General features: G+C 72.6%; 9 protein-coding genes and 2 pseudogenes. 10 read left to right on the forward strand and 1 reads right to left on the reverse strand.

Translation table 11 applies throughout. The features are described 5' to 3' along the window. The 9 genes and pseudogenes from AC0682_RS18010 to AC0682_RS18050 all read left to right on the forward strand — a co-directional run. Positions 1-987 carry a carbohydrate ABC transporter permease gene (locus AC0682_RS18010; RefSeq protein ID WP_070201419.1) on the forward strand — a complete coding sequence of 329 codons (987 nt, stop codon included), beginning with the start codon at positions 1-3 and terminating at the stop codon, positions 985-987. Further along, positions 984-1,832, forward strand: coding sequence for a carbohydrate ABC transporter permease (locus AC0682_RS18015; RefSeq protein WP_478533813.1), 849 nt, complete (start codon positions 984-986; stop codon positions 1,830-1,832). The genes AC0682_RS18010 and AC0682_RS18015 overlap by 4 nt, the downstream gene beginning before the upstream one ends. Before the next feature lie 4 nt (positions 1,833-1,836). After that, positions 1,837-3,507, forward strand: a complete 1,671-nt coding sequence (locus AC0682_RS18020) for a beta-N-acetylhexosaminidase (RefSeq protein WP_478533815.1) — start codon at positions 1,837-1,839, stop codon at positions 3,505-3,507. 308 nt (positions 3,508-3,815) lie between these two features. Then, positions 3,816-4,712, forward strand: coding sequence for an FAD binding domain-containing protein (locus AC0682_RS18025; protein WP_254812462.1), 897 nt, complete (start codon positions 3,816-3,818; stop codon positions 4,710-4,712). Beyond that, complete coding sequence (locus AC0682_RS18030; protein ID WP_478533816.1) at positions 4,709-6,526, forward strand: (2Fe-2S)-binding protein; 1,818 nt, start codon at positions 4,709-4,711, stop codon at positions 6,524-6,526. The genes AC0682_RS18025 and AC0682_RS18030 overlap by 4 nt, the downstream gene beginning before the upstream one ends. A 70-nt stretch (positions 6,527-6,596) precedes the next feature. Further along, complete coding sequence (locus AC0682_RS18035) at positions 6,597-8,954, forward strand: xanthine dehydrogenase family protein molybdopterin-binding subunit (RefSeq protein WP_478533817.1); 2,358 nt, start codon at positions 6,597-6,599, stop codon at positions 8,952-8,954. A gap of 48 nt (positions 8,955-9,002) precedes the next feature. After that, the gene (locus AC0682_RS18040; RefSeq protein WP_478533818.1) at positions 9,003-9,752 is read left to right on the forward strand and encodes a hypothetical protein; all 750 of its coding nucleotides are present in this window, start codon (positions 9,003-9,005) and stop codon (positions 9,750-9,752) included. A gap of 55 nt (positions 9,753-9,807) precedes the next feature. Continuing rightward, positions 9,808-10,242, forward strand: a complete 435-nt coding sequence (locus AC0682_RS18045) for a hypothetical protein (RefSeq protein ID WP_478533820.1) — start codon at positions 9,808-9,810, stop codon at positions 10,240-10,242. A gap of 22 nt (positions 10,243-10,264) precedes the next feature. Further along, a pseudogene (locus AC0682_RS18050) lies at positions 10,265-10,615 on the forward strand (hypothetical protein); the annotation flags it as partial. A gap of 98 nt (positions 10,616-10,713) precedes the next feature. Here the strand turns inward: AC0682_RS18050 and AC0682_RS18055 are convergent. After that, positions 10,714-11,337, reverse strand: a complete 624-nt coding sequence (locus AC0682_RS18055) for an SMI1/KNR4 family protein (RefSeq protein ID WP_478533821.1) — start codon at positions 11,335-11,337, stop codon at positions 10,714-10,716. Positions 11,338-11,439: 102 nt separating this feature from the next. Between AC0682_RS18055 and AC0682_RS18060 the strand changes: the two are divergent. Further along, positions 11,440-12,131, forward strand: a pseudogene (locus tag AC0682_RS18060) (helix-turn-helix domain-containing protein); the annotation flags it as partial.

Genomic DNA, 12,131 nt, shown 5'->3' on the forward strand with positions numbered 1-12,131 from the left:
ATGACCACGCCCACCACCGCTCTCCAGGCCCCGGCCCCCGGTGCGGCCGGGGCGGGCACCGGCACCCCCGCCGGCCGCCCGCCCCGGCGCGGCCGTTCCGTGTCCCCCAAGGGGCACTCCGGCTGGACCCCCTGGCTCTATCTGCTGCCCGCCCTCGTCCTGCTCGCCGGACTGCTGGTCTACCCGATCTACCAGCTCGGCCTGATCTCGTTCCTGGAGTACACCCAGGCCCAGGTCAGCGGCGGCGAACCGACCACCTTCAAGGGCTTCGACAACTACGCCACCCTCTTCAACGACAGCCAGTTCTGGCAGGTCCTCCTCGCCACCGTCCTCTTCGCCGCCGCCTGCGTGGTCTCCACGCTCGTCGTCGGCTGCGCCATGGCCGTCCTGCTCACCCGCATCCGCGCGCTGCCCCGGCTCGCGCTGATGATGGCCGCGCTCGGCGCCTGGGCCACCCCCGCGATCACCGGCTCGACGGTCTGGGTCTTCCTCTTCGACCCGGACTTCGGACCCGTGAACAAGGTGCTCGGGCTCGGTGACTTCTCCTGGACGTACGGGCGCTACAGCGCCTTCGCGCTCGTGCTCCTGGAAGTCCTGTGGTGCTCGTTCCCGTTCGTCATGGTCACCGTGTACGCGGGCATCCGGGCCATCCCCACCGAGGTACTGGAGGCCGCCTCGCTGGACGGCGCCTCCCAGTGGCGGATCTGGCGGACCATCATGGCGCCGATGCTCAAGCCCATCCTGATCGTCGTCACCATCCAGTCGATCATCTGGGACTTCAAGGTCTTCACCCAGATCTACGTCATGACCAACGGCGGCGGCATCGCCGGCCAGAACCTGGTGCTCAACGTGTACGCGTACCAGAAGGCGTTCGCGTCCTCGCAGTACAGCCTCGGCTCGGCGATCGGCGTCGTGATGCTGGTGATCCTGCTGGCCGTCACGCTCGTCTATCTGCGCCTGGTGCGGCGCCAGGGGGAGGAACTGTGAGTGTGACCAAGCTGCTCCGCGTCAAGCGGCCCGGCAGACTGCTGGCCGAGGCCGCGGCCCTGCTGATCGCCGTGGCGGTCGCCTTCCCGCTCTACTGGATGGTGCTCTCCGCCTTCAAACCGGCCGGGGAGATCCAGTCGACGGAGGCCCGCCCCTGGACGCTCGCCCCCTCGCTCGACTCGTTCCGCCGGGTCTTCGAACAGCAGGACTTCGGCCGCTACTTCCTCAACAGCCTGCTCGTGGCGGGCACGGTCGTCATCCTCTCGGCGCTGATCGCCTTCCTGGCCGCCACCGCCGTGACCCGCTTCCGCTTCAGGTTCCGCACCACCCTGCTGATCATGTTCCTGGTGGCGCAGATGGTGCCGGTGGAGGCGCTGACCATCCCGCTCTTCTTCCTGATGCGGGACTTCGGCCAGCTCAACACGCTCGGCTCGCTGATCCTGCCGCACCTGGCCTTCTCGCTGCCGTTCGCCATCTGGATGCTGCGCGGCTTCGTCCGGGCCGTCCCCGAGGCCCTGGAGGAGGCCGCCTACATCGACGGGGCGAGCCGCACCCGATTCCTGTGGCAGATCCTCTTCCCGCTGGTCTTCCCGGGCCTCGTGGCCACCAGTGTCTTCTCCTTCATCACCACCTGGAACGACTTCCTCTTCGCGAAGTCCTTCATCATCAGCGACACCTCCCAGTCGACGCTGCCGATGGCGCTGCTGGTCTTCTTCAAACCGGACGAGAACGACTGGGGCGGGATCATGGCAGCCTCGACCGTGATGACCATCCCCGTGCTCGTCTTCTTCGTACTCGTGCAGCGACGCCTGGTCTCCGGACTGGGCGGAGCGGTTAAGGACTGACGCCATGACATCCGACGACACGACGGCGGCTCCGGGCGACTCGACGGCCCTGGGCCTGATCCCCGCGCCGCGCACCCTCACCTGGGGAGCGCCGGGGCGGGAACCGTTCCGGCTGGACGGGACGACCGTGATCGACGCGGCACCCGGCACCGAGGGGGTGGCCCGCTGGCTGCGGACCACCGTCGGCGCCGCCACCGGACTGCCGCTGGCCGACGGCACGGACGGTTCCCGCGTGGCGCTGGCGCTCGACGCGGCCCTGGCACCGGAGGCGTACGGACTCGTCGTCGACGGCGACGCCGTACGCATCACGAGCGGCAGCGCGGGCGGGCTCCTCCACGGGGCGCAGACCTTCCGTCAGATGCTCGGCCCGGACGCCTTCCGGCGCGCGCCCCTCGACCCGGGGCGCACCTGGCAGGTCCCGGCGGTGGACATCGAGGACGAACCCCGCTTCTCCTGGCGCGGCATGATGCTCGACGTCTCCCGGCACTTCCTCCCCAAGGACGACGTGCTGCGCTACCTCGACCTCCTCTCCGCCCACAAGCTGAACGTCTTCCACTTCCACCTCACCGACGACCAGGGCTGGCGCGTCGAGATCAAGAGCCACCCGCGCCTGACCGAGACCGGCGCCTGGCGCTCCCGTACGAAATACGGGCACCGCGCCTCCGAGCTGTGGGACGAGACCCCGTACGGCGGCTACTACACGCAGGACGACATCCGCGAGATCGTCGCCTACGCCGCCGAGCGGCATATCCGCGTCGTCCCCGAGATCGACATCCCGGGCCACGCGCAGGCCGCCATCGCCGCATACCCCGAGCTGGGCAACACCGACGTCGTCGACACCACCACCCTCTCCGTCTGGGACACCTGGGGCGTCAGCCCGAACGTACTCGCCCCCACGGAGGACACCCTGCGCTTCTACGAGGGCGTCTTCGAGGAGATCCTCGACCTCTTCCCGGTCGAGACCTCGCCGTTCGTCCACGTCGGCGGCGACGAGTGCGTCAAGGACCAGTGGAAGCGGTCCCCGGCCGCGCAGGCCCGGATCGCCGAACTCGGCCTCAAGGACGAGGACGAGCTGCAGTCCTGGTTCATCCGCCACTTCGACACCTGGCTCACCGAACGCGGCCGCCGCCTCATCGGCTGGGACGAGATCCTCGAAGGCGGGCTCGCCGAGGGCGCGGCGGTCTCCTCCTGGCGTGGTTACGCCGGAGGCATCGCCGCAGCCGAGGCCGGGCACGACGTGGTGATGTGCCCCGAGCAGCAGGTGTACCTGGACCACCGTCAGGACGGCGGCGAGGACGAGCCGATGCCCATCGGGTACGTCCGCACCCTGGAGGACGTCTACCGCTTCGAACCCGTTCCACCGGGGCTCAGCGAGGAGGCGGCCCGTCACATCCTGGGCACCCAGGCCAATGTCTGGACCGAGGTCATGCAGAACCGGGCGCGCGTCGACTACCAGGTCTTCCCGCGCCTCGCCGCCCTCGCGGAGGTCGCCTGGTCCGCCCTGCCGGCCCCGGCCGACCGGGACTTCACCGGCTTCGCGGCCCGTATGACCGACCACTACCCCCGGCTCGACGCCCTCGGCGTCGACTACCGCCGACCGGGCGGACCGCTGCCGTGGCAGCGGCGGCCCGGCATCCTCGGTCACCCGATCGAGGGAGCGCCGCCGGTGGTGTGAGCCCCGGAACCGGCGTACGCGGCCGACGGCCGCCGCGTGCGCCGGGACCCGCCCGTGCCGGACCCGAACCTGCCTCGGTACGAACGGAATAAGTCGTACAAGCATCGCTGAAGAGTGGCAATTCACCCTCTGCGCAAAAGAGGTGCGAAACCGGACCATCCCCCAGCTCAGGGGCGGAACCACCCTTCGCGGACCCTAGCGTCGGTCCGCTCGGAAGATGTGCCAGAGTTGCCACGTCCGGCCTGTGAACACGTACCGTACGGCGCAACAGGCGGACCAGCCGGGGAGACCGGGAAGGGGCAGCTGGGTTGACCACGCACGCACCGCAGGCGCTGCAGTCGGTGACGCTGCCGGCCTCGCTCGACGAGGCCGTGGCGGCGCTGGAAGCCATGCCCGCCGCCGTCCCCGTGGCGGGGGGAACGGACCTGATGGCGGCCGTCAACAAGGGACTCCTGCGCCCCTCGGGGCTGGTGGGCCTCGGCCGGATCAGCGAGCTGCGGGGCTGGCACTACCAGGACGGCCACGCCCTGCTCGGCGCCGGCCTCACCCACGCCCGCATGGGACGCCCCGACTTCGCCGCCCTGATCCCCGCCCTCGCCGCCTCCGCCCGCGCGGCGGGCCCGCCCCAGATCCGCAACGCCGGAACCCTCGGCGGCAACATCGCCACCTCCGCGCCCACCGGCGACGCACTGCCGGTGCTGGCCGCCCTGGAGGCCGAACTGGTCGTCGCCGGCCCCGGCTCCACCCGCCGTGAGGTCCCCGTCTCCCACCTGCTGGCCGGCCGAGAGATGCTCGGCCCGGCCGAGCTGATCGGCTTCGTCCGGGTCCCGCTGCTGCACGCCCCCCAGGTCTTCCTGAAGGCCACCGGCCGCACCGGCCCCGGCCGCGCCACCGCGTCGGTCGCCGTCGTGCTCGACCCGGCCCGGCGCGGGGTGCGCTGCGCGGTCGGCGCCATCGCCCCGATGCCGCTGCGCCCGCTGGAGGCGGAGCGCTGGATCGCCTCGCTGATCGACTGGGACGGCGAACGGGGCCTGGCCCCCGACGCGCTGGCCGCCTTCGGTGAGTACGTCGCCGCCGCCTGCATCCCGGACCACGCACCGCCGGCCGACGGATCAGAGGCCCCGCCGCTGTCCCCGGCCGTACTCCACCTGCGGCGCACCGTCGCCGCGCTCGCCCGACGCGCACTGGGGAGGGCACTGTCGTGAGCAAAGAGGAACACCCCGACCCCCGGTACGGGGGCTGGGAGCCGACGCCGCAGAGCGGCGAGTACGACGCCGACGCCACGGCGTTCGTCCAGCTGCCGCCGGAGGACCTGGACGGCGTCCCGCTGGCCGCCCCCGGCCACGGCTACGTACCGCCGATGATCCTGCCGCTGACCCCGGCCGCCGGTCTGGACCCGGCCGCGACGGGCAGCTGGGTCGTGCAGACGCACGACGGGCCGGAGGCCGGGACCGACCGGTCCGCCCCGGAGGCGGCCCCGGGCGCGGTGCACTGGCCGGACCCGAACGAGCAGGGCGCCTACGCGCAGCCGTACCAGGACAACGCGCACGCCACGGCCCAGTGGAACTTCACCGAGGCCCTGGGGGAGCAGCCGGGCGGGGTGGCCGCCGCGGACCGGGCGGCTGGTCAGGCGGAGCACACGGGCCCTGGCGACTACCCGGGTACCGGTGGTCACGGGGGCCCCGACGGCTACACCGACCACTCCGGGCTCGCCGACCACACGGGTCACCCGGGGCAGGGCGACCACGCGGGTCAGGTGGACTACGCGGGTCGCACCGGCCAGATCAGCGACACCGACCACTCCGCCCACCAGGAGCGCGCCGGGCACACTGCACCCACCGAGCCCACGGCCCCTCCCTCGTCCGCAGGGCACACCGGCCAGTGGACGATCCCGGTTGCGGAGGGGGGCCTTCCGGAGGAGTCGGGAGAGTTCCTGGCCTCGGCGGCGGCCTCGCAGCAGTGGAGCGTGGACAGCACGCGCCCGGCCACGCTCCCCGGCGGCGCCCCCGCGCCCTGGGCGACGCAGCCGCAGCCCGAGCCCGAGGAGCACGCGGCGCCCCACCCGCTCCCCGGCACCGCCCCGGAGACGGAAACGGAGGCGGAGGCAGGATCGTCCCCGGGGCCGGCACCGGAGGCGGAAGCGGAGGCTTCGGCCTCCGACGAGCCCGCCACGGAACCGACCCCGTCGGCCACCTCCTCGGCCGCCCCCGAGCCCGGTGCCACTCCCACCCCCGCCCCCGTGGACGGGCAGGCGGAGGACGCGGCACCCACCCCCGCCTCCGAGGACACGGCAGCCGCCGCCCAGGACCCGGCCCCCGAAGCGGAACCCGAACCGGACCCGTCCCACGACATCGCCCACGACCCCGCGCACGACCCGGTCGCCGCCCCCCTCGACGTACCGAGCGAGCACCCCGCCGCCTCCTACACGCTGCATGTGAACGGTGTGGACCGCCCGGTCTCCGACGCCTGGATCGGGGAGTCCCTGCTCTACGTGCTCCGCGAGCGCCTCGGCCTCGCCGGGGCCAAGGACGGCTGCTCGCAGGGCGAGTGCGGGGCGTGCAACGTCCAGGTGGACGGCCGACTGGTCGCCTCCTGCCTGGTGCCCGCCGCGACCGCCGCGGGCAGCGAGGTCCGTACGGTCGAGGGGCTGGCCGTCGACGGCGAACCCTCCGACGTCCAGCGCGCGCTCGCCGCCTGCGGAGCGATCCAGTGCGGCTTCTGCATCCCCGGCATGGCGATGACCGTCCACGACCTGCTGGAGGGCAACCACGCCCCCAGCGAGCTGGAGACCCGCCAGGCCCTCTGCGGCAATCTCTGCCGCTGCTCCGGCTACCGGGGCGTGCTCGACGCGGTCGCGGACGTCGTGGCCTCCCGCGAGGCGACCGCGGAGACCGCCACCACCGAGCCCACCCCTGCCCGGACGGCCACCGCCCACGACGGACCCCGCGTCCCGCCCCAGGCCGAACCGGGCGCGGGCGGCGTCCAGCAGCCCCACCCGCACGAGGGAGGCGCGCAGTGATGGACGCGGGCGTACCCATGGCCCCGGCGCACCACCCCATGGCCCCTGCGAGCGACAAGGAGGTGGCGGCGTGAGCGGCGACGCGGCCAACGCGACCAGCACCACCCTGCCCAGGATCGATGCCGCCGCGGGCGGTCCGGCCGGCGGTGCTCCGAGCCCGGACGGGGAGCCTCCGCTGACCGGCCTGGGCGCCTCCCTGCCGGCCGGCGACACCCGGGCGAAGTCCGAGGGCACCTTCCCGTACGCCGCCGACCTCTGGGCCGAGGGGCTCCTCTGGGCCTCCGTGCTCCGCTCGCCCCACCCGCACGCCCGCATCCTCTCCATCGACACCTCGGCCGCCGCCGCGATGCCCGGGGTGCGCGCGGTCGTCACGCACGAGGACGTCCCCGGGGACAGCAACTACGGCCGCCGGGTCGTCGACCGCCCGGTCTTCGCCGCCGAGCTGGTCCGCCACCACGGCGAGCCGGTCGCCGCGGTCGCCGCCGACCACCCGGACACCGCGCGACTGGCCGCCGCCGCCATCGCGGTCGAGTACGAGGTGCTGGAGCCGGTCACGGACCCGGAGAAGGCGTTCGGGGCGGAGCCCCTGCACCCCGACGGCAACCTGATCCGGCACATCCCCCTCCGCTACGGCGACCCCGAGGCGACCGGTGAGGTCGTCGTCGAGGGCCTGTACCGCATCGGCCGCCAGGACCCGGCCCCCATCGGCGCGGAGGCCGGACTCGCCGTGCCCCGCCCCGACGGCGGCGTCGAGATCTACACCGCCTCCACCGACCCGCACACCGACCGCGACCTGGCCGCCGCCTGCTTCGGTCTGGAGCCGGACCGGGTCAAGGTCGTCGTCACCGGCGTCCCCGGTGCGACCGGCGACCGCGAGGACCCGGGCTTCCAGATCCCGCTGGGCCTGCTCGCCCTGCGCACCGGATGCCCGGTGAAGCTGGCCGCGACGCGCGAGGAGTCCTTCCTCGGCCACGCCCACCGCCACCCGACCCTGCTGCGCTACCGCCACCACGCGGACGCGGACGGCCGGCTGGTCAAGGTGGAGGCCCAGATCCTGCTGGACGCGGGCGCGTACGCGGACGCCTCCTCGGAATCCCTGGCGGCGGCCGTGGCGTTCGCCTGCGGCCCGTACGTCGTCCCGCACGCCTTCATCGAGGGCTGGGCGGTCCGGACGAACAACCCGCCCTCCGGTCACGTGCGCGGAGAAGGCGCGATGCAGGTGTGCGCGGCGTACGAGGGCCAGATGGACAAGCTGGCCGCCAAGCTCTCCCTCGATCCGGCCGAGCTCCGCCTCCGCAACGTGCTCTCGACGGGCGACATCCTGCCCACCGGCCAGACGGTGACCTGCCCGGCCCCCGTGGCCGAGCTGCTCCAGGCGGTCCGCGACCACCCCCTGCCCGCCCTCCCCAAGGACTCCCCGCAGGACGACTGGCTGCTGCCCGGCGGCCCCGAGGGCGCGGGCGAACCCGGGGCGGTGCGCCGGGGCGTGGGGTACGGCGTGGGCATGGTCCACATGCTCGGCGCCGAAGGCACGGACGAGGTCTCCACGGCCACGGTCCGGGTCCACGACGGCGTGGCCACGGTGATCTGCGCGGCGGTGGAGACAGGCCAGGGCTTCACGACCCTCGCCCGCCAGATCGTCCAGGAGATCCTGGGCGTGGACGAGGTCCATGTGGCCCCGGTCGACACCGACCAGCCCCCCGCCGGGCCGGCCACGCACGGCCGCCACACCTGGGTGTCGGGCGGGGCGGTGGAGCGGGCGGCGAAGATGGTCCGCACCCAGCTCCTCCAGCCGCTGGCCCACAAGTTCGGCATGTCCACGGAACTGCTCCAGATCGCGGACGGCAAGATCACCTCCTACGACGGCGTCCTCTCCACCACCGTCATGGAGGCGATGGACGGCAAGGAACTCTGGGCCACCGCCCAGTGCCGCCCCCACCCGACCGAGCCGCTGGACGAGTCCGGCCAGGGCGACGCGTTCGTGGGCCTGGCGTTCTGCGCGGTACGGGCGGTCGTCGACGTCGACATCGAGCTGGGCTCGGTCCGCGTGGTCGAGATGGCGGTGGCCCAGGACGTGGGCCGCGTCCTGAACCCCAAGCAGCTCGCCGTCCGCATCGAGGCGGGCATCACCCAGGGCATCGGCGCGGCCCTCACCGAGAACCTCCGCACCGCGCGAGGCCTGATCCGCCACCCCGACCTGACCGGCTACGCCCTCCCCACCTCGCTGGACGCCCCCGACATCCGCATCGTGAAACTGGTCGAGGAACGCGACGTGGTGGCCCCCTTCGGTGCCAAACCGGCCTCCGCCGTCCCGGTCGTCACGGCCCCGGCGGCGGTGGCCTCGGCGATCCGCTCGGCCACCGGCCGACCGGTGAACCGTCTGCCGGTACGGCCGCAGGCTGCGGTGGTGACGGCCCCGAAGGGCTGAGACAGGGGCGAGGAGCCCGCAGACGCAGGACCACGGGGGGAACCGAACGTGATCTCGGAGCCGGAGCTGATAGGGGAGTTCGGACCGGAGCACACCGCGGAGGCGGTGGGCGGCTTCGACCGGAAGCCCGCGTCCGGGCGCAGACGGGGCCACGGCGTGCTCTGGGCCGCGACGGGAGCCCTGACCGCCTCCGCGCTGTGGGCGACGGCCGTCTTCGCGTACGGCATCGGCCCCGGCCCCAAGCCGGACACCCACCGCTACCAACTGGGCGCCCGCTCCTGCTCCGTGATGCAGATGGAGGCGCTCACCGCGTCGGTGGGAGAGCGCGCCGACGTCCCGAGCCTGGTCCCCGGCAGCATCGAGCACCCGGCGCTCGACAGCATCGCCTGCGCCATGACCCTCACCGCCCCCAGGTCCTCCCAGGACGGTTACGGGTGGCGCTACGGGCTCCAGGTGGGGCTGAAGGTCGAACTCCACAAGGAGACCGACCCCCTGCCCGAGTTCGAGGCCCGCAAGGAGCGGACGCTCTGGGGGGACGGCACGGAGCGCACCGAACCGGTCCCCGGCCTCGGGGACCGCGCCTACCTGCTGGTCGTCGACGAGAGCACCTCGGAGCTGAGGGTGGCGGAGGGCGGCGCGGTCCTCGCGCTCACCCTCTCCACCTCCATGGACTACGCGGGCGCCGACGAGGGCGAGGACCCGCCGCCGGTGGAGCCGGAGGCCCGGGCGGTCGAGCCGTACCACGCGGACCTGATCACCGATATGCGCGACGTGATGAAGCGGCTGAAGACGGGTTGAGCGGAGCGGGGAACGCTCAGCAGGACGTGAACCACGTGAACAGAGCAGGAAGTTCATGACCTTCGACGAGGAGTGGGCGGAGTTACGCGAGGCGGCGGCCGAGCGGACCGCCCTGCGTCTCAACGGCGTCCCGGCCGGGGGCGGCGGGGGCGGCGGGGGCGGCGCACCCGACCTGGTGGTGAACCGGGACGACCTCGGTGCCATCGGGAACGACGCCTACGACCTGAGGACGCGGCTGTCGAAGGAGGGCGACCACGCCCGCCCCGCCGCCTTCGACGCGGTGATCGCGCTCACCAACGGCAACTTCGCGAGCGGTGCGGCGGTGCTCAAGGCGCACGACCGCTGGCGGACCCACCTCAGGACGCTGCTGGACTCCTGCGCGCACATCTCGGATCACCTGGACTACACGAAGGCGCAGCACGCCAAGGGCGAGGTGAAGACCGTGGGCGATCTGACGCCGATCTCGAAGCTCACGGAGTACCTGAAGTAGGCGAGGGGGGAGCAGCAAGCACATGCTGACGTACGCGGACATCGTCGATGCCCCGCTGGGGAAGCTGAAGGCCGCTGCCGACGACTGGTCGGAGATGGCGCGGAAGCTGGAGAAACCGGCCACCCGGGCCACCGACGGGATGAAGGCCAAGGTGGAGAAGGCGAGTTGGGAGGGGCTGAACGCCGGTGTCACCAAGGCGTTCATCGGCAAGACGGCCAAGGAGTTCGCGGACGCCGCGGCCGAGGCCAGAGGCGTGAGGCTGATCCTGGAGGACGGCTACGCGGCCCTCAAGAAGGCCAAGGACGACCTGACCGCCATCCGGGACCACGAAGGGCCGGCGGCCGGCATCCGCGTGGACGCGCGGGGCAAGGTCTGACGACCTGACCCGCGATTAGCCTGACCGAGTTCTCGTCGGTGGTCGGGACGAAGATTTCGCGACCGGGCTGACGGACCGGTTCCGCCGGGCCGCCTTCACCAGCCAACCAGACTCATGGAATCTCGAGCGAGCCAGTCCATGAACGACACGGGCTGACCGCCCAGGTTCAAAGGAAGGATCTGGTCGCAGGTGGCCCGGCCGTCGAACCACAGTGAGCCCCGGTGCGGACCGGTGACAACGAGAAGGGTCGAGAAACCACAGCCGTTCTCCTGGATGAATACAGCGCCGGACGTCTTGCGCTCCTGGAACACCCCATACTCGGCGTCCCACTGCTCCCATGCCGCCCGGTAGGCGCCGTGGTCCGGGAAGTCCTGCTTCAGCGGCTCGCGCGCGTCCAGCTCATCCTCGTAAGCACCGTAGGAGTCGGGATGCGGAAAGTCAGTGGTGAGCAGGTCGTAGTTGGTGCTGGAGTCCCCATGCCAGCCCCAGCCTGCCGCGGATCGGCACAGGCGGTTCACCGCGCCGCCAGCGCTCTGCAGGAGCAAGTACTCTCGGTACTGGTCCGGGAACGTGATGCCCAACTCCGCCTCCGCTTCGCGGATCTCCGCTTCGGACAGCGGTGGCGGGGAGGCGACCTGCCTCGCGGGTGGACGGCTGAGCTCCTCGAAGCGCCGCCTCTGAGTCATGCGTCGGTATTCCGCTATCCAATCGGTCGTCATACAGGTGAGGGTAGACGCGCGCAATCCGTCAGCACTCTGCCGTGACATCGACGCGCCCCGCCAGGTTCTTGAGGTGTGAAGATCAAGCAGGCTCGTGCCGCCATGTCGCACCGTGCGTTCTGCGGCATCCCGGCTCGTCATGTGGGGAAGTTGGTCGCCGAGTTCGCGACACGCTGGAACGCACGGTGCGAAGCAACCCGGCACGAGCGGCGGCACGGAGCCCGGAGGCGGAAAGCCGGCGCCGGTCCGAAGTACGAGCTGGTCTTCGTCGACCGGGTCCTGGTGACACTCGTCCACCTGCGGGCGGGACTGACCCACGAGGCACTCGGAGTGATCAACGAGGTGGGTCCTTCCACCATCGGGCGGGCGATCAGCGAGATCCGTCCGCTGCTGGCCGCGCGTGGATTCGCGGTGCCGGACCGGCCCGGCCTTCGGCTACGGACGCTGGAGGACGTGTTCGCCTATGCCGCGGCCGAGAACGTCACGCTGAGGATCGACGGCGCCGAGACCCAGGTCCGCCGCCCGCAGGCGCACCGCCCCGGGCGCCGGGCCTTCGTCTCTGGCAAGCGCAAGCAGAACACGATCGAAACTCGGCGCCGCGAGCGTGGGGGCAGCGGTCAACACGACGGGTGGCAGCGATGCGGGCAGGCCGCCTGGTCGCGGCGGAGGGGCTGGTGCTGGCCGGGGGAGTCGGCGGTGACGGGGGGGGGGGGGGGGGGGGGGGGGGGGGGGGGGGGGCCACCCCCCCCCCCCCCCCCCCCCCCCCCCCCCCCCCCCCCCCCCCCCCCCCCCCC

It is taken from the genome of Streptomyces sp. NPDC043746 (assembly GCF_056436485.1).